We start from the raw sequence: 26,585 nt of genomic DNA, 5'->3' as shown, positions 1-26,585 counted from the left end.
CTGTGGCGGCCCGGTCCGCATAGACTCTTGAGGGTTCGGAACATCAAGCAAAGGCAGCCGGTAATGCGAAACGAAGACTCATCCGTCCAAGCAACTTTTAATGGCATCGCCCGTCGCTATGACGTCATGAACCGGCTGATGACGCTGGGTTCGCACCAGCGCTGGTGCCGTGAAGTCGCCACGCTGGCCACCGCCCGCCCCGGGCACCGCTACCTGGACCTGGCCACCGGAACCGGCGTCATCGCCAGGGCCATCCGCGAACAGCGCCCCTCCGGCGCTGTCATTGGCGCAGACTTCTCCGAGTCGATGCTGGACGTGGCCCGCCAGCTTGAGGGCAACGCAGGCATCGACTGGCAGTTTGCCGACGCCCATGAGTTGCCCTTCGAAGATAACGGGTTCGACGCCGTCACTCACGGCTACCTGCTTCGGAATGTCAGCGATCTGGACCAGGTTTTGAACGAACAGTTCCGGGTCCTGAAGCCGGGAGGTGTGGTTGTGGCCCTTGAATCATCCCCGCCCAGCGGTGTGCTCGCCCCGTTCATTCGAGTGGGGATGCGTGTGGTCATCCCCACTCTGGGAACGATCATTGGCCGCGACCGCCCGGCTTATCAGTATTTGCTCGACTCGACGCTCGGATTCCTGACCCCCGGCGCGCTGCGCGGCAGGTTCGAGCTGGCCGGCTTCGAGGACGTCCGGGTGAAATCAAGGTTCATGGGCACGAACATGATCTGGACTGCCCGCAAGCCGGGCTGAGCGCCTCCGCCGGCCGTCCGCCGTCGGGCCTACAGCTCGCGCACCGCGTAAATGCCCAAGGCGTCCCGCACAAATGCGGCTCCGTCCAGGCCGCCGTAATTCGCGGCAAAGCGCCCGTCCGCAACGTACATTTCGGCAAGCCCCAAGACGTAGCCGCGGACGTCCCCGCCGGGTGTGGTGGCCGGAGTTCCTGGCATCGAAGTAAGCCATTCAACGTGTCGCCGCGCCAACTCCTGCGCGGCGGACGAGGACGGTGCGTCCCCGCCGGACGACAGGGCAATCCAGTCGTTGTTCAGGGCGGCAACGCGGGCCTTCCAGTCCGCCTGTCCGTTCGCCCCCATTCCCTGCCACCATGCGTCACTCTGCGCATACGCTTCCTTGCCCCAGCGCTTCTCCACCTCCTCCTTGTGGGCTGTGTGGTCAAATCCGTCAAGCATGTCCTTTGCCATGATTTCCTCTCCCGCAGCCTCGGCTGCAATGGTCTTTTCAACTGACTCGATGAGCCGCGATAGCCGTTCCTGTTCGCCCCGCAACCACGCAACGTGGGTTCGCAGTGCTGAGGTGGCCGAGTCCTCTTGCGCCAAAACGGTTGCAATGGCCGGCAGTCCGAGTCCCAGCTCACGCAGTAGTAAAATCCGTTGCAACCGCACTAGTGCTCTCTGGTCGTAGTGCCGGTAACCGTTGCTGGCAATCCGGCTCGGCGCCAACAGTTCGATGGCGTCGTAGTGCCGCAATGTTCGGCTGGTGGTTCCCGCCAGGGCTGCAATTTGCTGGATTGACCAGTCCGAGGTGGCTTTATCGGTGCTCATGCAAGCAACTCTAAAGGTTGACGCAACGTCAAGGTCAAGGCGTGTTCCGGTCAAGGAAAGTTGTGGTCCCGGCTGCGCAGCAGGTGTATTCAATGTGGCGTACGCCATGCGTACGATTTGTGCCGTTCCTTGCTTTCTGCGAGAGGATGGGATTGTCAGCGACTTCGGGGGACCCGGTGGTTCTGCACAGCAACAGCATGAAGCCGTGCAGTTTGACCGAGTCTTCAATAATGAAAAACTTGAGGAGCAATCATGAGGGCAGCACGTTACTACGACCGCAATGACATCCGTATCGAGGACATTGCTGAGCCTGAACTGAAACCGGGAACCGTGGCCATTGATGTTGCCTGGTGCGGGATCTGCGGCACCGACCTGCACGAGTACCTGGAAGGGCCCATCTTCGTTCCGCCCGCAGGTCACCCGCATCCGATCTCCGGTGAGTCTGCTCCCGTGACATTGGGCCATGAGTTCTCCGGAACCATCACGGCTCTGGGTGAGGGTGTCACCGATCTGGCGGTCGGTGAAAACGTGGTGGTGGAGCCGTACATCATCGGTGCGGATGTGGATACAAGCGAAGGTGCGCCGTATCAGCTGTCCAAGGACATGAACTTCATCGGATTGGGTGGCCGCGGTGGCGGGCTGGCTGAGAAGATTGTCGTGGAACGGCGCTGGGTCCACCCGATTGGTGACATTCCCTTGGACCAGGCCGCGCTGATCGAACCCCTTTCGGTGGGGCATCATGCCTACGTGCGTTCCGGCGCGAAGGCCGGTCAGGTTGCCATCGTGGGCGGGGCGGGTCCCATCGGCCTACTGACCGCAGCTGTACTCAAAGCCAAGGGCCTGACGGTCTACATCTCCGAACTTTCCGAGGCGCGCAAGGCGAAGGCATTGGAAACCGGTGTTGCTGACGCCGTCTTCGATCCCCGTGAGGGCGACGTTGCCAGCCAGGTCCGCGAGTTGACGAATGGCCAAGGTGCGGACGTCGGGTTTGAGTGCTCATCTGTACCCGCTGTTCTGGACATGCTCCTGGACGCCGTCCGGCCCGGCGCGGTCATCGTCAACGTCTCCATCTGGGGGCACAAACCTGCTGTGGACATGCCAAAGCTGGTGCTGAAGGAAGTGGATCTGCGCGGCACCATCGGGTACGCCAATGACCACCCGGACACCATCGCGCTGGTCCAAAGCGGCAAGTTGGACCTTTCTCGCTTCATCACTGGACGGATTGGCCTGGACGGGCTGGTCACCGAAGGTTTTGAGCAGTTGATCAACAACAATGAAGAGCACGTGAAAATCATCGTGAACCCGCGCGGCTGAGCAGTGCTCCACCTTTGAAGGGTAAGAGGTGCCCGGAAGCTGAGTATCAGTTTCCGGGCACCTCTTCGCATCTCAGGCACCGGGTGACCAGCTTTTCGCGCACGGAAAAAATTCTCGGAATAAGTTCCGCAAGATGTAAGTTGAGCGTAGTAGACTCAACTTTACGACCAGCGAGTCACCACCCAACGAAAGGACCTCTCTTGGACGCCAAATTCACCACAAAGAGCCAGGAGGCTCTTTCTGCCGCCGCCATGAACGCCTCAACCGCCGGCAACCCCACAGTTGAGCCCGCCCACTTGCTCAAGGCCCTCATGGACCAGCGCCAGGGCGTGGCCGTCGCGCTCCTGAAGGCCGCCGGGGTGGACCCAGATGAGGTCAGTGTCGGTGCCAGCACGGCCATTCGCAACCTCCCGGCGTCGTCCGGCACCTCCGTGGCCCAGGCCCAACTCAGCCGCAACACGCTGATGGCGGTTCAGGCTGCCCAGCAGGCCGCCGAGCGCATGGGTGACAGCTACGTCTCCACCGAACATCTCCTGCTGGCTCTGGCGGACGACGCCGGAGCAACAGGAAGTGCCCTGCGCCAAGTAGGTGCCACCCGGGCTGCGCTCGATGCCGCGCTGCCCACCGTGCGCGGGGACGGCAAGGTCACTACGCCAGATCCCGAGAACACCTTTGAGGCCCTGGCGAAGTTTGGCGTGGACATGACAGCCATTGCCCGCACCGGCAAACTTGACCCGGTGATTGGCCGCGATGCCGAGATTCGCCGCGTCATTCAGGTGCTGAGCCGACGCACCAAGAACAACCCCGTGCTGATTGGCGAGCCCGGCGTCGGTAAAACCGCCGTGGTGGAAGGCCTGGCCCAGCGCATGGTGGCAGGAGACGTTCCCGAGTCACTGCGCGGGAAGACGCTCATCAGTCTTGACCTGGCATCGATGGTGGCCGGAGCCAAATACCGTGGCGAATTCGAGGAGCGGCTCAAGGCCGTGCTGGAGGAAATCAAGGCCTCGGACGGGCAGATCGTCACGTTCATTGACGAAATTCACACCGTTGTCGGAGCCGGTGCATCCGAAGGTTCCATGGACGCCGGCAACATGCTCAAGCCCATGCTGGCCCGCGGCGAGCTGCGCCTGATCGGTGCCACCACGCTGGATGAGTACCGCGAAAACATTGAAAAGGACCCCGCCCTGGAGCGCCGTTTCCAGCAAGTATTCGTGGGTGAACCCAGCGTGGATGACACCATCGGTATTTTGCGCGGGCTCAAGGAACGCTACGAGGCCCACCACAAGGTGGCCATTGCAGACTCTGCCTTGGTCGCCGCTGCCACGCTGTCCAACCGCTATATCAGTGGCCGTCAGCTGCCGGACAAGGCGATCGACCTGATGGATGAAGCCGCATCACGCCTGCGCATGGAAATTGATTCGGCGCCGGAAGAGATCGACCAGCTGCGCCGCGCCGTGGACCGTTTGACCATGGAAGAACTGGCGCTGACCGGGGAAAGCGACCCCGCCTCGATTGAGCGGTTGGAGGCCCTGCGCGCCGACATGGCCGATAAGAAGGAAGAACTCTCCGGTCTGAACGCACGCTGGGAGGCTGAAAAGGCTGGGCTGAACCGGGTTGGTGACTTGAAAGCGAAGCTCGATGAGCTACGTTCGGTGGCTGACAAGGCCCAGCGAGACGGCGACCTCGAGCAGGCTTCGCGGATCCTGTACGGTGAGATTCCGGCTCTGCAGCGTGAGTTGGAGGCGGCCGCTGCCGAGGAACAATCTGCGGACAAGCCTGAGTTGATGGTGGCCGAAGAAGTCACTGCCGATGACATTGCCGAGGTCATTTCTGCGTGGACAGGCATCCCCGCCGGACGCATGCTGCAAGGTGAAAGTCAGAAACTGCTGCAAATGGAGCAGGTCCTGGGTTCCCGGTTGATTGGTCAATCTGCGGCCGTCACTGCCGTCTCCGACGCCGTTCGCCGCGCCCGGGCGGGTATCAGCGATCCGGACCGGCCCACGGGTTCCTTCCTGTTCCTAGGGCCCACCGGTGTTGGTAAGACCGAGCTGGCCAAGGCCCTGGCGGACTTCCTATTCGACGATGAGCGCGCCATGATCCGCATCGACATGAGCGAGTACTCCGAGAAGCACTCGGTCTCCCGGCTGGTCGGTGCGCCTCCGGGCTATGTGGGCTACGACGAGGGTGGGCAGCTGACTGAGGCCGTGCGCCGTCGTCCGTATTCGGTGGTGCTGCTCGATGAGGTGGAGAAGGCCCACCCGGAAGTCTTCGACATTCTGCTCCAGGTGTTCGACGACGGCCGGCTCACCGATGGGCAGGGCCGCACGGTTGATTTCCGCAACGTCATCATCGTGCTGACCTCCAACCTGGGCTCGCAGTTCCTGGTAGATCAGTCGCTGGCTGAAGAAGAGAAGCACAAGGCTGTCATGTCCATTGTGGAGGCCTCGTTCAAACCCGAGTTCCTGAATCGGCTCGATGAGATTGTCATGTTTGATGCGCTCAATATCGAAGAGCTGTCACGGATTGTGGATCTGCAGGTGCAGTCGCTGGCTGCTCGTTTGTATGAGCGGCGCCTGACCCTTGAGGTCAGTGATGCTGCCAAGGCGTGGCTGGCGATGACCGGCTACGACCCTGCCTACGGCGCCCGGCCGCTGCGACGGCTGGTGCAGCGTCAGATCGGCGACCGGCTGGCCAAGGAGATTCTGGCCGGCACCATTGTGGACGGGGACACTGTCCTGGTGGACACGGCTGCCGACTTCGATGAGCTGGACATGGATTCTGTTTCTGGGCTGACGGTCCGCCGGAAATAGGGCTGGAGGCTAGCGGGGTTAATGCAGCAGGGGCTGTGATGGTTGGGTTGCTCCCAAGCATCACAGCCCCTGCTGTTTATAACTCTTGTCTAAAACCCGGTGAAGGCTGGAATTGCTGCCCTTGGCTACTCGGTGAGGGAGATGTCCAAGGGGTTGCCGCCACGGGTGTCGCGGACCAGGCAATCGACACGGCGGTCATTTGAGTTATTCCACGTGTTTTCGGTCGGGTATGCCGTCGACTGGGTCAGCGTCTTAATGCTGGCGGCTTCCGTGGTCAGTGTGACGTTGTCACAGACCTCAGAGGCTTTAGCCTTGAGTGCTTCGATGCCAGGGAACTCATCGGAATCATCGAAGTAGAAGGCACCTACCAACTGAGCGTCATGGGGGCTATTGCAAAAGACTACGTCAGCCGGTGCGGAAGCGGTTTTGAAATCTCGCAGGCAGTCGCCTTCCAGCCACTTCAGCGGAGAAACGTTGGCCAAGATCACATCCGCGTCGGAGAGGGCACCTGTTGTGGTGTCAGTACTAGGATCAGCGGTTTCTCCCGGATCTGTGGTCTGCTCCTGCGACTGGGTCGCGGTCTGCGTAGATTCCGAGTTGTTGGAGCCGCTGTTGAAGACAAGACCAATCAACAGCCACACAAACAAGCCCAGCAGGAGAACTCCTACGAGAACGGCGCCGAGAATGATGAACAATTTCTTGTTCCCACCTCCCTGCGAGCCGCCGGGACCCTGGGGTCCACCGAACTGACCAGGACCCTGAGGTCCACCGCCGTAACCACCGGGGCCTTGCGGGCCACCGGGACCACCGCCGTAACCACCGGGTCCTTGGGGGCCGCCGAATTGGCCGTAACCACCGGGGCCTTGCGGGCCGCCGAATTGGCCGGGGATGGGCGGCACTCCGGGTGCGGAGTTCGAGCCCGAGGAACCTGAGGAAGAGGGCCCGCCAAACGCTGGAGCGCCGTGCTGCATGGGGGCACCATAGGGAGCCTGGGCTGCTGCGGGCTGAGCATTCGGGTTTTGCTGACCGGCGCCAGGAGCCTGACCGTAGGGGTTTTGCTGACCAGCGGCTTGACCGTAGGGTGCAGCCGGCGCGGGGGTAGCAGGGGGCTGCCCGTAGGGCTTGTGCTGACCCTCGGAGGCGGGAGCGTTCAGTGGAGCCTCAGGTGTGGATTGAGCTGAAGCAGCCGCAGCGGTTGCTGCATCGGCCTCCCCGCGCGCAATTTGAGCAGGAGACTGCCAAGCGCCGGCCTTGGGCTGCCACGGAGTTGCTGATTGCTGCCACGGGGTTTCCGGGCGGCGCCAGCCGTGACCGTCATCGATTCCGGGACCCACTGTATGAGGGGCGCCCGGGGCTGACGCGGCGGCGGCATCCGACAAGGTGCCGCCAAGCATGGATCCTTCGGAGGAACCGCTGTCAGTAGCACTGTTTTCCGTAGGGCTGCTTTCACTAGCGTTGCCTGGTACTTGTGAAGTCATTCCACCGTAGGACGGCTGGTAGGACGGCTGTTCCGCGGGGGCTGCCGGGGGCTGTGCCGGGGGTTCAAAGCTGAAGGGTGCTGAAGGCGGTGTGTCTGGCAGCTCTGGGGCAACGGCAGGCTCATTGATGGCAGGCTCGTTGGCGGCAGGCTCGTTGGCGGATTCTGCCGGCTGCGACCAAGGGTTGTTGGCCACCGGAGGCTGGCTGAAATCTGTGCGCAAGACCGTAGTAGCGCTATCCCAGTCAACAGGCTCGGCGTCAACAGTCTGGGGCGCATCGGATGCAGCAGGCCCCGAATCGACGGAGTCAGAAACATCGAACTCCGGTGCAATAGGCTCGGATGCGACAGACGAGTTCGGAGAAGCTGGGGCGGGCTCGCTGAAGCTGGCGGAAACGCCCTGGGCTGCCAGTTCGGCTTCATGCTCCACGCGTGCGGCTTCAGCTGCAGCGGCTTGGAGGTCGACGCTCTCCGCTACGTCTTCGCTGATTTCCGCGGCACCTAGCTGGGGTTCGGCAAATTCGTAGTCTGAGCCGGAGAAACCTTCTGCGGGGTCCTGCGCCGGGGGCTGAGGATGCCCACCAGTTGGAGGGCCTTGTTGAGCGCCTTGGTCTTTGGCGTTACTGCTCTCGTTCATGGGGGCAAACCTTCCGTGCTGCGTCCTGAATGGCACAAAATCTAGAGTGTGAGCTGGAATCGCCCGGTGTTAATAGTCGTTTAGACGAGTACCCAGACACCCCAGTCTCGCGGAAAATTGCTCCGCCTACACGTGACTCTACCGAATAAAGCCTCGTCCACGAGGCTAATGCGGTGTTTGGCTATGGGCAGAACAACCCATGATGGCACGCAGGCGGTCCAGAACTAATGTAATCTAGGACTACGACAAATTGACCGAATATTCCGGAGCCTCGCTCTTAGCCCGAGCGACCACCTCCGGTCCAAGTGTAAAAGGGGGTCACGCCATGGGGCGCGGCCGTCAAAAGGCGAAGGCAACCAAGCAGGCTCGGGACATTAAGTACTACTCCCCGAACACTGACTATTCAGCTCTGCAGAAAGAGCTCGGTGGAACTACTCGGCGAGCCCCGAGCCATCACAGCGAAATTCCGGCAGAGCCGGACTATTCGGCGTACGAAGACAAGTACGCGGATCAGTTTGAGGACGACGACGTGGACTCCCGCCGTATTGGCTAGGACCGTCTGACAGAACGAAACGCAACAAACCCTGCACGATTCTTGAGCAAATTAGCTGAAGTGACGTGTGGGGATTTTGTTGTTCCCCAGCGGCTCCCCAACCTCGTTCCTCGGTCGGGGCCCCTCGCCGCTGTGGGCCCACCCGGTGAGTCACAGGCTCGTTCCTCGCCGTGGGGTCCACCGCACCTAACCGGCCCGGGGATGCAAAAGGGACGGCGCTTGCGGGAAAAGACGGCCGTCTAACACCGTCTTTTTACGCCACCGCCGTCCCTTTTCGAAACGTGATGTGAAGCTTAGGAAGCGTAGTCGCCCACCAGGCGAACTGCGCCACCGTCGACGCCCTTGGCGCCCTGGGTGTAATCGGAACCGGTCTTATCCGAGTCGGAGGCTTCGCGAGTGACTGTACCCATAGCCCAGGACGGCAGGCCACGAGAGTTCAAGCGAGCAATGGCGTCGTCGGCAGCGTCTGCGGAAACAACTGCCACCATGCCCACGCCGAGGTTCAGTGTGCGCTCCAGATCGGCCAACGGCACGTTGCCCAGCTGTGAAACCAGGTTGAAGATGGCAGGCAGGCTCCAGGTGGAGCGGTCAACCGTGCCAATAAGGCCCTGGGGCAGCACGCGTGCCAGGTTGGCAGCCAAACCGCCTCCGGTGATGTGGCTGAAACCATGAACCGCCTTTTCCTGCGTGACAGGCAGGTAGCGGGTCAGATCTAGGCAATCTGCGGCATACACGCGGGTGGGCTCCAATAGTTCCTCGCCCAAGGTGCGGCCGAGTTCAGAAACCTGACGCTCCAGTGCCCAGCCTGCGTGGTTGATGACGCGGCGAACCAGTGAGTACCCGTTGGAGTGCAGACCCGAAGAAGCCATGCCGATGATGACATCACCCTCGCGCACTCGTTCCGGACCGAGCAGCAAATCAGCCTCGACGACACCCGTGCAAGCACCTGCGACGTCGTACTCGTCAGGAGCCAACAGGCCGGGGTGCTCAGCAGTCTCGCCACCCACCAAGGCGGTTCCGGCAACCTTGCAGGCGCCCGCAATGCCGCGAACAATGTCGGCTACGCGCTGGGGGACAACCTTGCCGGTGGCGATGTAGTCCGTCATGAACAGCGGCTCGGCGCCAACCACCACGATGTCATCGACAACCATGCCCACGAGGTCGTAACCAATGGTGTCGTGGATGTCCATGGCCTGCGCGATGGCGACCTTGGTACCCACGCCATCGGTGGAGGTGGCCAGGTACGGCTTCTTGTAGGTCAGCAGCTTGGACACGTCGTACAGCCCGGCGAATCCGCCGAAACCGCCAACCACGGACGGGCCGTGGGTGGCCTTGACGGCTTCCTTCATCAGCTCAACGGCGAGGTCGCCCGCTTCGGTGTCGACACCTGCGCTGGCATATGTGATTCCCTGGGGGGCTGGCTCGTTGGAGGCGTTGGTCATGGCGTCTCTTTTCTGCGAATGCTTTAGGAACCGGTGGTGGCGGTACGGTCTTGATCGGTTAGGACAGTTTCGAGTTCCGAATCAGGTCCCGGATCGCAGCCGGTGGAAGGGGTGGCGTTCCCCGGTGCGGTGCGCTCGAGCAAGTTCTTGCCCAAACGGTCACTGCTGGGAAGTTCAATCGGGTAAGTGCCCGTGAAACAGGCAGTGCAGAGGCGCTCGCGCGGCTGCAAGGTGGCCTCAATCATGCCGTCTTCGGAGATGTACTCCAGGGAATCGGCACCAATGGACTTGGCGATCTCGTCAACGGCAGCACCGTTGGCGATCAATTCTGCACGGGAGGCGAAGTCGATGCCATAGAAGCATGGCCAGCGTACGGGCGGTGAAGAGATCTTCACGTGGACCTCGGCGGCGCCGGCTTCCTTGAGCATGCGCACCACGGCGCGCTGGGTGTTGCCGCGGACGATTGAATCATCCACCACCACAATGCGCTTGCCGCGAATGACGGATTCAAGGGCGCTGAGCTTGAGCTTGATGCCGAGCTTGCGCAAAGTATCGCTGGGCTGGATGAAGGTACGGCCAACGTAGGCGTTCTTCACAAAGCCGTGAGCGAAGGGGATGCCGGATTCTTCGGCGTAACCAATGGCTGCCGGGGTGCCGGATTCCGGAACCGGGATAACCAGGTCAGCGTCGTAGTGGCTTTCGCGCGCCAGCTGGCGGCCCATTTCCACGCGAGATTCGTACACGGAGCGGCCGGCAATGGTGGCATCCGGGCGGGCCAGGTACACGTACTCGAAAACGCAGCCGGCAGGAGTTGCCGGGGCGAAGCGCTGGGTGCGGACGCCGTCTTCATCGATGGCGATGAATTCACCGGGTTCGATTTCACGGATCAGCGAGGCGCCAATGGTGTTGAGGGCGGCGTCTTCGGAGGCAACTACCCAGCCGCTTTCCAAGCGTCCAAGCACCAGCGGGCGAACGCCGTGCGGATCGCGAGCAGCGTACAGGGTGTGCTCGTCCATGAAGACAAAGCTAAACGCGCCGTGGATCTTGGGCAGCAATTCCATGGCGGTCTCTTCAAGAGAGGAACCCTCTTTGCCACGCAGCAAGGTGGTGACCAGCGCAGTATCTGTGGTGTTTCCCTGGGCCATTTCGCCATCAGTGGGAACGCCATACTGGGCAATCACCATCTCATGCAGTTCAGCAGAGTTGGTCAAGTTTCCGTTGTGCGCCAGCGCGACAGTGCCGCTGCCAGTTGCACCCAGGGTCGGCTGAGCGTTAGCCCAATTGGCCGCACCTGTGGTGGAGTATCGACAATGGCCCACAGCCATGTGTCCGGTCAGGGTGTTCAGTGTGGGTTCGTCAAAGACTTGGGATACGAGTCCCATGTCCTTATACACACTGATCCGCTTGCCATCGCTCGTCGCGATGCCAGCAGATTCCTGCCCACGGTGCTGTAGTGAATACAGCCCGTAATAGGTTAGTTTTGCAACCTCTTCACCGGGTGCCCAGATGCCCAGAACGCCACAAGCGTCCTGAGGTCCCTTTTCGCCGGGTAAAAGATCATGGGATAGTTTTCCGTCTCCGCGTGCCACGAGAAAATTATCTCATGTAATGACAGGCACACCGAACCTACTGTGATCTAAGTTATGCACGGGGGAGCGTTATGCGGTCTCAGCCTCGGCGTTGCTGTTGTCATCCGGGAGGGGCTGGACCACGAGGGTCTTGCTGCGGCGCAGGCTCTGCCGGTCCAAAATCAGGGCTGCTATGGAGCCGAGAATAACTCCAGGGATCAGCAGCAACACCGTGAAGAAGCCGAAGATCGTGGAGGTCGTAAATTCCTCACTGGGCGGGGCCAAGATGGTGAAAATTGCCGCGGTCACAACGCCCGCCAAGGCTCCGGCGATCATGAAGGGGGCGTACTTCGGGGCGCGGCGCACTTTGAGTTTGCGGGGCTCTCCGGCAGTGGTTTCAGGCTGGGAAGTCATCCTTCAAGGATACCCGGCCCAGCTTGGTGCCCCCCCCGCGAACCTCAAAAAGTTCGCTAGAGGGGCAGTTCGGCAGAGAGATCCGCCCGCAATCCTGAGGCGGCCACAACACCGCGTTCGACGGCGTCCGCCCAGTCCAAGGTGCCGGTCACCAACGCGAGCCAGGTTCCGGCGTCGCACTCCACCACATTGGGTGGGGTGCCGCGGGTGTGGCGCGGGCCGGCGATGCACTGGGTCACGCCGAAGGGTGGCACGCGCACTTCCACGGAGTTGCCGGGTGCGCGCGCGGCCAATTCTTCCAAGGAATAACGCACGGCCATGGCGGTCACGGGCCGGGCCCGCTCCCCGCCGCGCCAGGCGGCTAGTGCGGCGCTTCCCTCAGCGAGGTCGATGCGTCGGCGGGCGGCCATGGATGCTCCTGAAGTTTTTGTTGGGGATGTTCGACGCCGGATGGCCGGGTTGGGTGGGTCAGGGACGAAGCTGGTGGTCCACCGCGTGGGTCAGTTCAGCAGGGCGCTGACGGCCTGGCCGAGGCGCAGGCTGCCGGCGCGGTGGCTACCACCCAGAACGGGTGGCACCACTTTGCCAAGGACTTCGGCCACGGCCGGAATATCCAAGGCGCCGCTGGCTGCCAGCAATGTCAGGCCGACAAGGGTTGCGGCGCGGCCGTTGCCATCGAGGATCTTGACGGCAACGCTGGCTCCCGTGGGGGCTGCCATGGCGAGGACTCCTTCGGCACCCAGCTTGGCTAGGACGCCGAGTTCGTCCATCACTACGGTGTTGGGGCGGCCGTGGCCTTCCACGGCCCACGGATAGTCCAGCATGGAGGTGGCGATGGTGGCGGCCCGGGCGTTGGCGTTCTTATCTGACGGAGCCTTGGCCAAGGTGGTGAAAGCCCTTGCGAGTCCGGTCAGGGTCACGGCCATGACGGGGGCGCCGCAGCCATCGGTTCCGGTGTGGTGCACCGATTCGCCGGTGTACTCCTCCAGAGTTGTCCGCACGGCCCGCTGCATGGGGTGGTTGGGCTCAAGATAGCCGTCAAGATCCCAGCTGTTTTCCTTGCAGGCCCACAGAAACGCTGCATGCTTGCCGGAGCAATTCATGGCCAGCTTGGACTTGCCGCGCTCAGAGCGGACCAGCCAGGCTCGGGCTTCGGGATCGCTGGGCCAATCGGCCGGGCAGCCCAGATTAGCTTCAGTGAGACCGGCGGCCTTGAGCATCCCCTCGACCACATCCATATGTTCCAAAGAACCAGTGTGGCTGCCTGCTGCCACGGCCACCTGCGCGCCACGTAAGGGCACGCCTGACTGCATGGCAGCCAAGGCTTGGAAGGGCTTGGAGGCCGAGCGCGGGTAAATGGGGGCGCTAATATCGCCCAAGGCCGTGACGACTGAGCCATCGCCGGCCAGAACAACTGCCGAACCTATATGCCGGGACTCTACGAAGCCGCTGCGTTCGAGGACGGCAAGTTCTACGGCGTCGTCCGCCCGGAAAGTATGGATCATGGTGTCATCTTATCGAGCGAAACCGCGGCCGGGGCTACAGTGGCGAGGCAAGTCCGGCAGATTCCTTGAAGAGCAACGGTACGTCCCCGGCAGGCTTGCTGGCGGCGGCAGCCTGGGCGACGGCGTCGAGCTGGTCGGGGGCAACAAAAACGGTCATCGTTCCGGTACGGCCATCGGGGATGACCTTGTGGATAGCGGCGCCCTGGTCCGCGGGAAGCGAACTGCGCCAGGTCATGACAGCTTGCAGGGCTGTCTCCAGTTGGGCCGCGTCCAAGGTGACGAGATGGGCAGTTGCGCCGGCTGCCTTTACGGTGGCGGCGGCAGATTCGGTGGTCACGGCAACGTGCAGTTGGGCTCCCTCGATCCAGGAGTCAGAGTAAGCGTCACCGAGCTCGGTCCGCAGGGAATCGTTGAGCTGTAACAGGTTGTTGGTTTCTTCGACAGTGGCGGGCTGGCTGGCTGCCTGGCTGGATGCCGGTGTTTCAGGATCTTGGGCGGGCTTGCATGCACTCATGCCGAGGGCTCCTGCCATGGTGGCTGCGAGGACGATTGACGTCATTTTCCTGTTGTTCATAGTGTCTCCGTATAACGGCAGTGGGTCCCGTTCAAAGTGAACGGGACCCACTACTTACGTTCGTACCCGAGTGGGTCCGTCAATACATGACAGCCTACTGTCCGAGTGGTGCCTAGGCTGCGGTGTTGCGGCGGCGGATCAGCAAGAAGACCGATCCGGCCAGGAGCAACAAGCCACCGGCTCCACCAAGCACCAGCATTGAGCTGGATGCACCGGTGTTAGCCAGGTCGTTAGTGGACGGTGCCTTGGTGGGGGCATCGCTCGGGGCCGGGCTGGGAGGAGCCGGAGTGGTGGGCTCCTCCGTGACCGGGGGAGTGGTCGGTTCCGGCTTCGGTTCGGCCAGAACGGTGAACGCTGAGGTGGTGGTCAGCGAATCTACGCCGTCAACGGCCTGCACTGCGGTGAGCGTGTATTTACCGGTAGCCAGCTTGGCGTCCAGAGCCACACTCCAAGTGCCGTCAACAACAGTGACCGTCTGGGCCTTGCCGTTGAGGGTGACCGTGAGTGTTGCGCCTTCAATGTTGGTGCCTGAGATTGCAGTAGGGCCCTGATCGAAGGCGAATTCCTGACCGTTGCTCGGCGTCGTGACGGCCGGGGCAGCTGGCACAACTGTGAACTTGCTGGTGGTGTTGGTGGAGTCGTTCCAGTCGGTCAACGTCTGCTTGGCAGTGACCGTGTACGGGCCAACTTCCAGGCCCGGTGTGACTGTGAAGGACCACTTGCCATCGGCGCCGACTACTGCGGTTCCGGTGACGTCGCCGGTCAATTCAACGGTGGCGCCTGCCTTGCCGGTGCCCGTGATGGCGGTGACGGGGGCTGCAACAATGCCATCGTTCGCGGGAGCTGTGATGGCCGGAACAGCCAGGGTTTCCTTGATGACCTCAATGGAACCCGTCCCGGCCTCGGAGGTGCTGAAACCATTCTTGGCTTGTGCGCTGACGGTGAAGGTACCGAACTTGTTCGGGGCCTTGGCACTCCACTTGCCGTCGGCGTGAACGGGAACCACTGTTTCCACGCCGTCGATGGTGACGGCAACCGTGGTGCCAGCAGGAGCACCAGCAACGGTGCCGGTAACGGCGCCTTCGCGGTAGACAACATCGGTGGCGGTGGTGGTGACCGCGGGGGTCTCCAAGAAGATCTTCACGGTGTAGCCATCAGTGTGCGCCAAGGCGTCCTTGAGGCTGACGCCGTAGGTTTTACTGCCATCGAGGGCACCAGCGCTGATCATGCCGACTGCCTTGTTACCGGCGATGATTGAACCACCGGAGTCTCCGCCCGCAGCTTCTAGATTGGTGGATCCGAAGCCACGCACCACGCGGATGTCGTTTGGATCGCTTGCCATGTTGTAGCCTCCGACAAAGAAGGCGCCAACTTCAGTCACGGTGCCGCACTTCCAGCCAGTGGTGCGGCCTGACTTGCAAATTGCTGTGCCCACAACGGCATCGGAAACGGCCTTGACAACCGGGCCGGAGGCCTTGGGGTTCTCCGGGGTTGTCCAGTCGGTGACCTTGGCTATCTGGTTCAAGTCGGGGTTGATGCCATCAATGACTGCAACGTCGGTGCCAATGTTATTGGCGGTGTTCGCAGTTCCGTCCCAGTTGGGCCCCTGGGTTCCTGGGGTATTTCCGGGGCCGCCAAACTGCGAGGCGCCAAATGTACCTAGCGGAAGCTCTGGGCCACCACCTGTGCCGCCTTCGGCGGGTTCAGTCTCAGGGTTGGTCAAAAATGTGCTGATGTTGGTGCCATCAACAGTGCAGTGGCCAGCGGTAATGATGGCAGGGTCACCCGCAGCGTTGAAGCCGTTCCAGCCAATGGAGCAGAATCCTTTCAGCCCTTCGGCTGAGTGAGCAGAGTAGCCCTGGCCATTGGTCACATCAGTAGCAAGCGGGGTTGCGGGGCCTGAGGCTGCTTCCACCGTTACGTTTGCGAATTTAGCCACAAAGTCAGCGACTGTGGGCTTGGGGGTTGCAGTGAAGGTACGGGCCTTCAGTGCCGGGCTGGTGCTGAGTGGATCGCCGGTGCGGATGACGAACTCGCCGTTGCCGTTGACCATGATCGACTGCAGCTTGCCAATACCAAATTCACTCGCATAAGCGGTAATGAGTGAGTCAACATTTGCAGCGTTGGTCGGGGCGGCCACGGGGGCTGCAGGTGCTGTCGTGACAACCACCTTGGCGCTTCCAGCGACAGCCTTGGCTGCAGCGGCGGCGGCGGGGGAAGCGTGGACCTTGATGGTGTCGCCAGCGATGGACACCGACGCGTTGGGGTCAGCCTCTTCAGCCGCGGCCTGCACCTCGGAAGCCTTGGCGGCTAATTCACCTTGGGCGTTGAATTCCTCAACGCTCAGGTTCAGATCGCGCTCCACTGCCTCGGCGAGGCCCTCAGGCAGCGGTGCTGCGCTGGAGGAAGCGGCTGGAGTTTCGGACGTCGCGGGCAAAGTGGCTTCGACGCTGACGGCCGGTGCGGGCGCCAGTTCAGTCGAAGGTGCTGCTGTGGCGACAGTAAAGCTGCCGCCCAACAGGACGGCAGCTGCGGCGCAGGCCGCACCTCCGCGCTTGATGAAGGCGCGCGTGGATGCTTGCATGTAAGTGGTTCCCCCTGAAGAAGATGAAAAGTCCTGATGGGTTGATGGCGCCTGAGGGCACCACCGCCTGCCGAGAGTGAAAAGACAGCCCCGAGAGTAAAGCTATCAAGTGGGGTAATCGCTGGCAACGGAAATGACGGACGTACTTCACCAACGGCGCTGCATCCCTGTACTGGCGCGGGTGGGAGGGCTGCCCATTGACGTTTCCGGGAAATTGTGCGGTTCGATGTCCGCTGTTAATGCCGGGGCTCTCCCGGAATTTGCGCGCGGAGTCTGATCGCACCAAGTCGAACGGGGAAGGGGAACTTTAGGAAGTGGGACGCAAACAGGCGTTGAGTACCCGCCATTTATGCGGGCGCTCAACGCCTGTTGGTGCAGGAAATGCTAGTGGTGCGAGGTTGCCTGATTCATTTTCCGGCGGCGAATGCCGACACCTGCGAACACGGTTCCGAGCAGCAGCAGGGCCAATGCCGCCCCGGTCATGATGGACAACTCGGCGCCGGTGTTGGCCAGCTCACCGTCGCTTGCATGTGCACCTGTCGTGGCGGTGGCGGTGGCGGTGGCAGTGGGAACATTTCCGTCCACTGCTGCCACTACCTGAAGCGGTGCCCAGCCGACCAGGGAACCATCTGCTGCCTGGACCACGATGCGGTGCGTGCCAGCTGCAGCGCCGGCCGGCACCGCTGTAGTGAATGCACCTGACGCATCAGCTGTGAAGTTGCCCAACACGGTAGGTACAGAGTAGAGCCACGCCCACACCTTGGTGCCTGCATGTTCGTCCTTGAGTGTGACGGGAATGCTCTGGCCGGGTGTGGCCGAAGCGGGCACGACGACGCCTCCTCGGTTCTGTTCGGTGAGTGTCAGCGGATCGATCGGGGCCGGGGCCGCCGTCGGCTCGTCGGTCGGGGAGACCGTGGGCTCATCCGTGGGTGCCACCGTCGGCTCGTCAGTCGGGGTTGCCGTGGGCTCATCCGTGGGTTCTGCCGTCGGGGTCTCTGTGGGCTCAGTCGGTTCGATGGTGGGTTCAGTGGGAGCCTGGATACCAGCCTCGGTCACCCACTTCTTTCCCGCGTCAGACTTGCTGATGGTGAACTCGTCATACAACGCCCCCACCGGCAAATCGGTGGTTGCGGTGGCGGTCTTCTCCGCGATGTAGGAGCGGTAGATGAGCTTGTCGCTGGATACATCAATGACCTGATAAGTGGTCACGCCAGCGCCGCGCAATACCTGAGTGGCGCCATTGTTGGTCCAAACGTTTTTCTCGTCCGTTTCCAAGTCGTAGTGCTTGGCTCCTGAGTTAGCGACAGTGTAGACAGGACCGGTAGTGATGCCTTCGGTGTCGGTTTTGTCTGCGTTCACGTAACCACGGGCATAGGTGTGGTCGTGTCCCATGAGTACCAGATCGATGTTGTGCTTCTGGAAGATGGGGACCCACACTTCGCGCAGGATGGGTTCATTGCGGCCAGCGGAGGTGGAGAAGACCGGCTGGTGGAACGTGACAACGTTCCACTTTGACGGGCTAGTTTCCAAAACATGGTCAAGCCAAGCGCCCTGGAAATCGGTCCAGAGACGGGAGACCTTCAAGGAAGGGCAATCTGCACCGATGCAGGCAGGGAGGTTATCCGGAGTCAGGAATGCCGAGTCGCGGGTTGCATTGATGGTGATGAACCGGGTGTCCTGATAATCGGTGAAGTAGACGGTTTCGGCTGCGAAATCAGCCCAGTGAGTGAAGTACGCGGCGTACTGGCGGGCAACATCGGTGTCTCCGACGGCAAGCTTGGCCATCTCGCCAATGGTCTCTGCGTTCGGGTTATTGTGCGGGTACTCAAAGTTGGCTTTCCAGGCTGCCAGCTTCTTATCGCCTGAGTATTCATGGTTTCCGGGGGCCGCGATGACGTTGGTGGTTGCAGCCGATTTTTCCATGCCAGCGAACCAGTTAACCCACTGGGTTTCGTTGCTGCCGGTGTCGATGAGATCGCCTGCGTGAACGGAGCCGATGGAGTTGGGGGCCTTAGCTTCAGCCTGGCGAACCACCTCAGGCCACGTGGTGTCGAGGCCGATCTGAGCGTCACCGTAGTAAATGAACTGGAAGTCCTTGGCGTTGGGGTCAGCGGTGGTGAAGGTGTTCCATTCACTCCAGCTGCCTTCAAGGCCCACCCGGTAGCTGTACTTGCTGGCGGGAACCAGCCCGGAAACGGTTGCCGAGTAGTGCGGCTTCGGGTTGCTGTTAACCAAGCCGGACATATAGGCATCCACTGTCTGCTCGCCGCCGCCTGAGGCGCGTTTGATCTGCACCTGACCGCTAGCGTGGGTGGCGTCGCCGGCCAGCCAGGAGAACGACTGTGAGGTTTCCGGCGTCGTGGTTGGAGTCAGAATGACCCGTGACGGCGGAGCGTTAAGGGTTTCGCCAGCCTTCGCCAAACGAATCGAGGGGACATCGAGGTAGATATCAGAGCTGGTGTCACGGTCCTGATACAAGGCAATGGCGACTGTGTTGGTGCCCTCAGTCAGTACCGAGGGTTCCGCGGTGAAGGTGTTGGCAACGGGATCGCCGTTGCTGGTGCCGGCATACACCTGGTTGCCTGCGTCCTTGGCCCTGTCATCTAGGAATCCAGCGACCTTGGTGCCGTTGATCCACACTGCCGCGGCATCGTCGTGGACGAGGTCGCCGACGATTGATTCGATCCCGTCCGTGGCGCCCGCTGCGAGTTCGAACGAACTGCGGAAGAAATAGGTGGGGACGGTCGGAGCGCCCTTGCCATCCAAGTATTGGTTCAGCAGTGTTCCGGGGGTGTGCGGGCCAACAGCTTCGAGCTTGCCCCTCTTGGCGCCGAAGGAGCCCTTGGCGCTCTTCCACTTGGAGTCATCAAACCCCTGGGTGGTCCACGACCGCAGATCGGCGGTGCCCACTGCGGGGTCGGACCCGTCGTCGAGGTACTGCCAGGTCGTGTTCGCCGTCGTGATGATGGGGGCGGCGGGTTCCTCAGGGGCGGCAAACGCCACTGCAGGTACGGCAATCGCCCCGCCAAGCACGGCGAGCAGCACGGCGGAGGCCAGCCCTCGATTGTGCCGGCGGACCGGATTGTTGTTCGCTGTCATGGTTTCCTTCACTAGGGATTCAAAGAGCTGCGTGCGCCTTCAGGAGAGGATCGGCCAGGCCCTTGGCGCCAGCAGCGGCTGGCATCGGGCAGTGGCACTGCACGCATGACGTCGAGCCTAGGCACGTCAAATGGCGCCCAGCTGGCGTTCAGGTGGAATTCAGGTAAACCTCAGATGGCTGATGTGATTGCGCCGTTTCTTAGCCCCGGCGGGAGGCCATTTGCCCCAGTTGGTGGCCTCCCGTCGTCGTAGCGGCGCCAGTAATGATGCGGCCCCGGTGCTCAAGCCAAGTACCCTAGAGGAGTGAAGGTTTTAGTGATTGGCCCCGGAGGCCGCGAACATGCCATTGTCCGCTCGTTGCTCAGCGACCCCAACGTCAGTGAAGTGCACGCAGCACCTGGCAACGCCGGGATCGCGGCCATCGTACCTACCCATGAGATCAACGCCAGTGATCCTGCCGCCGTGGCGGCCTTGGCGCTGAAGTTGGAAAGCGATCTGGTGATCGTAGGACCCGAGGCTCCCTTAGCGGCAGGTGTATCCGACGCCGTGCGCGCCGCAGGCATCCCGGTCTTCGGTCCCAGCAAGGATGCCGCGCAGCTTGAAGCTTCTAAGGCGTTTGCCAAGATCGTCATGGCAGAAGCCGAAGTTCCGACTGCCATGGCCAAGGTCGCCGTCAACGCAGCCGAAGCCGCCGACGCTCTCGACACTTTTGGTGCACCGTACGTTGTCAAGGACGACGGCCTCGCAGCCGGCAAGGGCGTGGTGGTCACCAATGATCGCGACGAGGCTCTGGCTCACGCCCAGTCCTGCTTTGACGTGGGCGGCACAGTTGTCATCGAGGAGTTCCTTGATGGCCCCGAAGTTTCACTCTTTGTTCTGGCCGATGGCCGAACCGTGGTGCCGCTGGCCCCGGCCCAAGATTTCAAGCGCATTTTCGACGGCGACGAAGGCCCCAACACCGGCGGCATGGGTGCGTACTCCCCGCTGGAATGGGCCCCCGCCGGGCTGGTCCAGGAAGTCATTGACCGGGTGGCTCAGCCCACGATTGACGCGATGGCCCACCGCGGCACACCCTTCACCGGCGTCCTGTACTGCGGACTGGCCCTGACCAGTCGCGGCACGCGCGTCATTGAATTCAACGCCCGCTTCGGTGACCCGGAGACGCAAGCCGTGCTGGCCCGTCTAAAGACCCCATTGGGCGGGGTACTCATGGCGGCAGCCAAAGGCCAACTGGATGAGATCGATGAGCTGCGGTGGGCACCCGAGACCGCGGTCGCCGTCGTACTTGCCAGCGAAAACTACCCCGAGGCTCCCCGTACCGGCGATAAGATCCGTGGCTTGAAGAAGGCAAATAGGCTCGACGGCGTGCACGTGCTGCATGCGGGCACGGGCACGGACGACGCCGGCAATACCGTCAGCGCGGGCGGTCGAGTCCTCGCCGTGGTCGGCTTGGGTGTGGATCTAGAAGACGCCCGTGAAAAGGCTTACGCCGGCATTGAAGAAATTTCGCTGGAAGGTGGCCAGTACCGCAAGGATATTGCGGCCAAGGCTGCCCGCGGAGAGATTACCGTGACCACGAACCCTGCACAGGCATAGGACTGTATTAATGACTTCAGCAATTCCCGCAGCCCCCGCCCTGCCCGGCTGGACGCATGTCTACTCCGGCAAGGTTCGGGACCTCTACCAGCCAGCCTCCACGGGTGGCCCGTTCGCAGGCCGCAATGATGTGGTTCTGGTTGTTGCCAGTGACCGGATCAGCGCTTACGACCACATTCTGAGCACCGAGATTCCGGACAAGGGCCGTATCCTGACCGGGCTCAGTCTCTGGTGGTTCGAGCAGCTCAACGTGCCCAACCACTTGGTTGCCACCACGGTGGAAGACGGTGTCCCTGCGGCCGTGGCTGGCCGGGCCATGGTCTGCAAGAAGCTAGAAATGTTCCCTATCGAGTGCATCGCCCGTGGCTACCTGACGGGTTCTGGACTCATTGAATACCGGGCCTCGCAGACGGTGTGCAGCCTGCCGCTGCCGGCCGGTCTGGAGGACGGATCGCGGCTGGAATCGGCAATCTTCACGCCCTCGGCAAAGGCTGAAGTTGGCGAGCACGATGAAAACATCAGCTTTGCGCAGATGGTCGGCACGGTGGGCGAGCACTCCGCAGAGGCACTGCGCACGCTGACCTTGGAAATCTACTCACGAGCCGAAGAAATTGCCCGCGAACGGGGCATCATCTTGGCCGATACCAAGGTGGAGTTCGGCACCGATCCTGCCACTGGCGTCATCACGCTCGGCGATGAGGTCCTGACCCCGGATTCCTCCCGTTTCTGGGACGCAGAGCTCTGGGCGCCGGGGCAGGCGCAACCTAGCTTTGACAAGCAGTACGTGCGGGACTGGTTGGCTAGCCCGGCATCCGGCTGGGACCGCGCCTCGGACACCCCGCCGCCGGCTCTGCCTGCCGAAGTCGTGGAGCGTACCCGCGCACGCTATGTGGAGGCCTTTGAACGCCTGACGGGCACCACGTTCGTGTAGTCGCACGGCAAAAAGTAAAAGCAACCGAGCAAAAGACTCCGATAACGAATCTGAGCTGTTGAAGATGGCGTGGGCGCCACTTTCAACAGCTCAGATTCGTTTAAGCTTCGCCTGCCTGCCCCGACATGCATGCTGGGACAAGCCGGTCGAGACTAGACAAGCCCGCTGCTAGTGGCCAGAGGAACCCAATGCTGCCAAGCAATCCTGCGCCACGGCAGCCCGGTCCAATGCTCCGGATACGGTGTAGCGTTCTTGGGCGTTGGAATAGGCTGTGAACGCTTCTTGGTTACGATCGGCAGCTTCCAGGGCATTGCCCAACAGCAGGGCAGAATCGCCGGCGATGTGTGGAGCCAGCTGGTCCTTTTGCCCCTCGATCTTTTCCAGCAGCTCTAGGGCTAGTGGTACTTCATGATTGAGATAGTGCCAGCGGGCGCGCAACAGTGACACTTCCAGGGTTTCAGCTGGTGTTGCGCCCACTACTGAGTGAGCTAGTTCGCTGCGCTCAATGGCCTGCAGGGTAGCGGGTTCCACCACACCAGCCATGAGCCGCACCCAAGCCGTCGCCTTGTTGAACTGGGCCCAACGGGAGAGATCTGTGGCCGGCGAGAGTAGCTGGCCAGCCTTGGCATGGTGTTCTAGACCTGTGCGGACATCCTTTCGGATGAAGGCTACATTGCCAATAACCCAGTGGATTTCACCCGCCATTTGGGCCGGCGTCGAATCGGTGACGGCCTCGGCCAGGGCCGTGGTGTGGGTCCAGGCCTCGTCGAGCCGGCCCGCTTCGGTGAGGCTGCCGATGAGCGTCTGCAGCGCCATGAGGTAGGCACTAAACTCAGCCGCGCTGTCACCGGAGCCGATGCTGACGGCCTGGATTCCATGTTCGATCGATTGCTGCAGGCTACCCTGGGCCAACATGGCTGCTGCCATAACCTGTTGGGCGCGGAGAGAGAGGGCGTCGCTTTCAAGGGTGAGAGGATGCTTCAGTAATAACTCCAACACCTTGGTGGCTTCGGCATTGTCGCCGTGGCGCAGCAGAGAGTTCGCAGCCAAGAAGGTCATATTCCACCACGTAACTTGGTCCTTGGCAGGCTGTGCCAGCTCCGCGGCGGCCTTTGCATTGGTGGCTGCGCCCAGATAGTCGCGGGTGTCCCAGCACTGTTGTGCGTACAGCGACAGCCGCAGGCACCCGCTTCCCTCAGCTGTGGCGCCTTCGACCCAGTCCGCAATGGACGACGGAGCCAGCTGGAGCTGCTTAGCCAACTGTTTAATGATGTCAACAGTCGGCTCACGGTGGGCGTTTTCCAGTAACGAAACGTAGCTGGCGGAGTACAGATCCCCGCCCAGCTCTGCCTGTGTTAAGTGTCTTGCTAGCCGCTCTTGTTTGAGCCGATCACCAAAACTGCTTCCCATAGAGGTTCCCTCACTTGCTTGCCCAGTTGCCGGTCATCTTGCGCTGGCTCAACTCTATTGGTTTGGTCCGGAATAGTCGCTGGTAATGTGACAAAAGTTGTCAAATTCCCAAGATGTTGTCCTAAAGGCGTATGCCCCCACACGTTGTGAGCTTGTAGAGCTTGGCATGCCCCTCATTGGCTACGAGGGTGAAGGCGTCCGAATCTGCTGCCAAGGTGATGCCCGGGTACAACGAACGGGGGTCATTGAAGGCCGGAATATAGTCGGTGCCAAAGTCCAGCAGGTAAGTCACACCCTGCCGTTTGGCCGCAGCGCACACGTCTGGATCGCTGCCCACTCGGTTGAGCCAGAAGCGCAGGGTGTACAAATCCTCATTCAGATCCCCCTGCGAGCTGTAGGGGAACAACATCTGCCGACCCGCCAGCGCCATGGCCAGCGCCGAACCGTTGTACGGGTTGTTGGCAATGACGTCATCGACGGAGGTGTAGTTGGGCAGCCGGTGGATCAACGCCAGTTCCTGCGCATCGATCTGGGCTAGACCGTTGGGCTCTGCCGGGACCTCAAACATGATGCCCACCTGCCCCTTCATCTGCCACAGCCCGGGATTGCTGAGGGCAAGTACGACGACGAGGCCCGCCGCCGCAGCTACTTTTCCCTTGCGCTGGAGCAGGGCAGGCGAAAGATTGTGTGACTTGGCTTTACTGCCTAACCAATCCATCGCGTGTACAAGCCCCAAGGCGGCCAGTGGCACAGCCATTAAGGGCATCAGCGCAGCAACGCGTTCCGGGTTGTCCCACCAAGGCGCCATGGCAATGTTAGCCGCGACAAAGTTGGTGCCCGCTGTTAAGGGGTAGGTGAATACCAACAGGACCAACGCGGCCGGAAGCCAACGCAGGCCGGGACGTCGGAACCCGGCACGAACTCCGATTAGAACTAGGGCGGTCAAAGCCAGCGCCGGGAACCAGATTGGGGCAGGTGCGTGGGTGAAGTTGCGGATCAGTGCCAGCGGGAAGAGCAGGAATGCGGGGCTGGTGTAGGAGAAGAGGCTGCGGATTTGCGGCAGCGTATACAAAGCTGCCGCGGCAACGCCGAGAGCACAGACCAACAGTGCCACACGAACCCAGCCATGGAGGTGGCTGCGACTAAAACCGGTGCGCAACCAGGCATAGATCAGATAGCCCAGCAGGGGAGTGAGTACCAGCAAGATGCTAAACACCCCATTGGGCTGAGCAGTGACCGCGCCGGGCAGAAACAGCACCACCACGGTCAGCGCCTGAACCGGTTCCAAACCGTGGTGCTTGGCCGGGCGGAGGACCACTAACACCAGCCCGATGCCCACTGGTACCAGTGCGTTGGACAGCGAGTTGGGGTAAGCGGAACCATATTGCAGCAACAACCACGGAAAAGCCGGGAAAGCCGCAGCCAACGCTGCTGCACTGACCAGCAACAACGGCCGTGCGCCAAAGAGCACACGGGTGAGGAACATGGCGCTCAGTGGCCACACCAGCCCGGCCACTGCCAGCCACATCAAGTTAGTTGCCGCCGGGACACTGATGCCGGTCACGATAGCCAGCAAACTCACCAAGCCGTGCCACGCGCCAGGGTAGAACGAGGATTTGACGGTGGGCAGGATGAAACTGGAAATAGCAAAGGAGGACGCATTCCCGGTGTCGACGGCATTCGCTGACGCATTCAGGTGGAACACAGTGTCGTAGCCCTGGGTGAACTGCTCCGGCGTGCGGGCTACCAGCAATAACAACAGGGTGGTGATGGACAGAGCCGTCAAAGCGCCGATCGCGCCGGCACTGAGCCCAACACGGGAGCGTGCCCCGGACACCGCCTCGATAGAGTTCAGCGCCGGAATGAACCGGCGGGCAGCCCATGCCGCAGCGGTGGCAACGGCCGTTCCTACCAGAACAACAGGAATTCCCCAGCGCAGGTTGATCAGCGGCGCCACTATGGCGCTTACGGCTAGGACCGAGACGGATACGGTAGGGGCCAAGCACAGGGCCATGAGTCCACGAATCCGCAGAGCAGCCAAAACGGCTGCCCCGGGCAAGGCAAGAATCAGCAAGGCCACGACGAATGCGGGCACCGCCTCAATCCAAGACGTCACCCAGCGTTCCTTGCATCAGGCACCGTGTTTGCCATAAGAGCCGTGTGTGCTCCAAACGCCATGACAGCCTGTTGGGAGAGGCTCAAACCTTTTTGACGATGCTGGATTTGAGCTTCATGGGCCCAAAGCCGTCAACCTTGGCATCGATGTCGTGGCCGTTGACCGGGGTGATGAGGCGGATGTTACGGACCTTAGTGCCAATCTTTAGATCCTGGGGGCTGCCCTTGACCTTCATGGTCTTGACGATGCTGACGGTGTCGCCGTCGGAGAGTACGTTGCCCACAGCGTCCTTGACCACGGTCTCTTCTTCGGCTGCGGATTCGCTTTCTTCAGCGGGGGACCATTCGTGCGCGCATTCAGGGCACACCAAAAGTTCACCCATTTCATAGGTGTACTCGCAGTTGCAGACGGGGCACGGGGAAAGTGTGTCGCTCATGATGTCCATCTTAGCCGTTGCAGGAATTGTCCACTTCGAGCCCAGTGCCCTGCTCACTCATCGCCCTAACCCGCCCTCACCGCAGTCTTGCTCGCCGCATTCTTCTGCGAATGCAGCTGTCGCGTGCCAGTCCGTGGTTGAAGAGTCCGTGGTGAAGAGTTCGCTGCCCGGATCGTAATGCGGAGCAGTATGGGTGTGCCGCCGGCGGAGCAGTTCTGGTAGCTGAACTCAGGTTGTTGAGCATTGATTGTTAGGCAATAGGCAATGGTGGCTGCGCTGGACGGGGCGGGTTAGCGGCCGCTATGTCGTTACGGGCTGGATTTGAAAACGCGGATGATGCGATGAAAATCGCGGATTTGTCGCGTCTACTGCAGTCTCGAACAGGTTCAGCGCATCATCTGCTGTTTCGAAGCAGAAGCCACTGACACGCCCGGGCTGTACACACATTTTGGCCGCTAACCCGGGTTAGCGGCCAGAATGTGTGTATGAAAAGTGGCTTTCGGCCAGTAATCATATGGGATGCAGGGCCCTGTACATGCTTTGAAAGCATGTATGGT

19 protein-coding genes are annotated in these 26,585 nt (G+C 61.5%); 6 read left to right on the top strand and 13 right to left on the bottom strand.

The genetic code is table 11. The features are described 5' to 3' along the window. Positions 1-63 precede the first annotated feature (63 nt). Positions 64-753, top strand: coding sequence for a ubiquinone/menaquinone biosynthesis methyltransferase (locus AB0P14_RS16950; protein WP_363845002.1), 690 nt, complete (start codon positions 64-66; stop codon positions 751-753). Between the two features lie 29 nt (positions 754-782). On the opposite strand, the gene AB0P14_RS16945 is transcribed toward AB0P14_RS16950, so the two are convergent. Continuing rightward, positions 783-1,562 (bottom strand): MerR family transcriptional regulator, encoded by a 780-nt coding sequence (locus AB0P14_RS16945; RefSeq protein WP_363844999.1) that lies wholly within the window; start codon positions 1,560-1,562, stop codon positions 783-785. A gap of 252 nt (positions 1,563-1,814) precedes the next feature. Here AB0P14_RS16945 and AB0P14_RS16940 point away from each other — a divergent pair, with 252 nt between their 5' ends. Together AB0P14_RS16940 and clpB are read left to right on the top strand one after the other, a co-directional pair. After that, positions 1,815-2,876 (top strand): 2,3-butanediol dehydrogenase, encoded by a 1,062-nt coding sequence (locus AB0P14_RS16940; RefSeq protein WP_363844996.1) that lies wholly within the window; start codon positions 1,815-1,817, stop codon positions 2,874-2,876. Between the two features lie 200 nt (positions 2,877-3,076). Further along, the gene (gene clpB, locus AB0P14_RS16935) at positions 3,077-5,686 is read left to right on the top strand and encodes an ATP-dependent chaperone ClpB (protein ID WP_363844993.1); all 2,610 of its coding nucleotides are present in this window, start codon (positions 3,077-3,079) and stop codon (positions 5,684-5,686) included. A gap of 125 nt (positions 5,687-5,811) precedes the next feature. Here the strand turns inward: clpB and AB0P14_RS16930 are convergent, their stop codons facing one another. Then, positions 5,812-7,800 carry a hypothetical protein gene (locus tag AB0P14_RS16930; RefSeq protein WP_363844990.1) on the bottom strand — a complete coding sequence of 663 codons (1,989 nt, stop codon included), beginning with the start codon at positions 7,798-7,800 and terminating at the stop codon, positions 5,812-5,814. Between the two features lie 325 nt (positions 7,801-8,125). Here AB0P14_RS16930 and AB0P14_RS16925 point away from each other — a divergent pair, with 325 nt between their 5' ends. After that, positions 8,126-8,353, top strand: a complete 228-nt coding sequence (locus AB0P14_RS16925) for a DUF3073 domain-containing protein (protein WP_363844987.1) — start codon at positions 8,126-8,128, stop codon at positions 8,351-8,353. A gap of 293 nt (positions 8,354-8,646) precedes the next feature. Here the strand turns inward: AB0P14_RS16925 and purM are convergent, their stop codons facing one another. The 8 genes from purM to AB0P14_RS16885 all read right to left on the bottom strand — a co-directional run bounded on the left by purM (position 8,647) and on the right by AB0P14_RS16885 (position 19,539). Further along, on the bottom strand, positions 8,647-9,795 hold the full coding sequence (purM, locus tag AB0P14_RS16920; protein WP_363844984.1) for a phosphoribosylformylglycinamidine cyclo-ligase: 1,149 nt from the start codon (positions 9,793-9,795) through the stop codon (positions 8,647-8,649). A gap of 23 nt (positions 9,796-9,818) precedes the next feature. Beyond that, positions 9,819-11,384, bottom strand: coding sequence for an amidophosphoribosyltransferase (gene purF, locus AB0P14_RS16915; protein WP_363844981.1), 1,566 nt, complete (start codon positions 11,382-11,384; stop codon positions 9,819-9,821). A gap of 69 nt (positions 11,385-11,453) precedes the next feature. Further along, positions 11,454-11,777 carry a hypothetical protein gene (locus AB0P14_RS16910; protein ID WP_363844978.1) on the bottom strand — a complete coding sequence of 108 codons (324 nt, stop codon included), beginning with the start codon at positions 11,775-11,777 and terminating at the stop codon, positions 11,454-11,456. A 56-nt stretch (positions 11,778-11,833) separates the two neighbouring features. Beyond that, complete coding sequence (locus AB0P14_RS16905) at positions 11,834-12,187, bottom strand: sterol carrier family protein (RefSeq protein ID WP_363844975.1); 354 nt, start codon at positions 12,185-12,187, stop codon at positions 11,834-11,836. Between the two features lie 90 nt (positions 12,188-12,277). Further along, the gene (locus AB0P14_RS16900; protein WP_363844972.1) at positions 12,278-13,282 is read right to left on the bottom strand and encodes an asparaginase; all 1,005 of its coding nucleotides are present in this window, start codon (positions 13,280-13,282) and stop codon (positions 12,278-12,280) included. 34 nt (positions 13,283-13,316) lie between these two features. After that, positions 13,317-13,856 (bottom strand): hypothetical protein, encoded by a 540-nt coding sequence (locus AB0P14_RS16895; protein ID WP_363844969.1) that lies wholly within the window; start codon positions 13,854-13,856, stop codon positions 13,317-13,319. 112 nt (positions 13,857-13,968) lie between these two features. Next, on the bottom strand, positions 13,969-16,440 hold the full coding sequence (locus tag AB0P14_RS16890) for an LPXTG cell wall anchor domain-containing protein (protein WP_363844966.1): 2,472 nt from the start codon (positions 16,438-16,440) through the stop codon (positions 13,969-13,971). A gap of 384 nt (positions 16,441-16,824) precedes the next feature. Next, complete coding sequence (locus tag AB0P14_RS16885; RefSeq protein WP_363844963.1) at positions 16,825-19,539, bottom strand: fibronectin type III domain-containing protein; 2,715 nt, start codon at positions 19,537-19,539, stop codon at positions 16,825-16,827. Between the two features lie 303 nt (positions 19,540-19,842). Between AB0P14_RS16885 and purD the strand changes: the two genes are divergently transcribed. Further along, entirely contained in the window at positions 19,843-21,135 is a 1,293-nt protein-coding gene (gene purD / locus AB0P14_RS16880) for a phosphoribosylamine--glycine ligase (protein ID WP_363844960.1), read from the top strand. Positions 21,136-21,145: 10 nt separating this feature from the next. Then, positions 21,146-22,066 carry a phosphoribosylaminoimidazolesuccinocarboxamide synthase gene (locus AB0P14_RS16875; RefSeq protein WP_363844957.1) on the top strand — a complete coding sequence of 307 codons (921 nt, stop codon included), beginning with the start codon at positions 21,146-21,148 and terminating at the stop codon, positions 22,064-22,066. Positions 22,067-22,234: 168 nt separating this feature from the next. On the opposite strand, the gene AB0P14_RS16870 is transcribed toward AB0P14_RS16875, so the two are convergent. From AB0P14_RS16870 to AB0P14_RS16860, 3 genes are all read right to left on the bottom strand, one after another. Continuing rightward, positions 22,235-23,476 (bottom strand): helix-turn-helix transcriptional regulator, encoded by a 1,242-nt coding sequence (locus AB0P14_RS16870; RefSeq protein WP_363844954.1) that lies wholly within the window; start codon positions 23,474-23,476, stop codon positions 22,235-22,237. A 121-nt stretch (positions 23,477-23,597) separates the two neighbouring features. Continuing rightward, a complete protein-coding gene (locus AB0P14_RS16865) occupies positions 23,598-25,592 on the bottom strand; it encodes a DUF6541 family protein (RefSeq protein WP_363844951.1) in 1,995 nt (664 codons plus the stop codon). 82 nt (positions 25,593-25,674) lie between these two features. Further along, complete coding sequence (locus tag AB0P14_RS16860; protein ID WP_363844948.1) at positions 25,675-26,028, bottom strand: zinc ribbon domain-containing protein YjdM; 354 nt, start codon at positions 26,026-26,028, stop codon at positions 25,675-25,677. Positions 26,029-26,585 lie beyond the last annotated feature (557 nt).

Origin of the sequence: Specibacter sp. NPDC078709 (assembly GCF_040686795.1) — a bacterium.
In the GTDB taxonomy this organism is placed as follows: Bacteria; Actinomycetota; Actinomycetes; order Actinomycetales; family Micrococcaceae; genus Specibacter.
The sequence above is the reverse complement of the archived record's forward strand: the minus strand, read 5'-3'. Positions and strand labels throughout refer to the sequence as shown.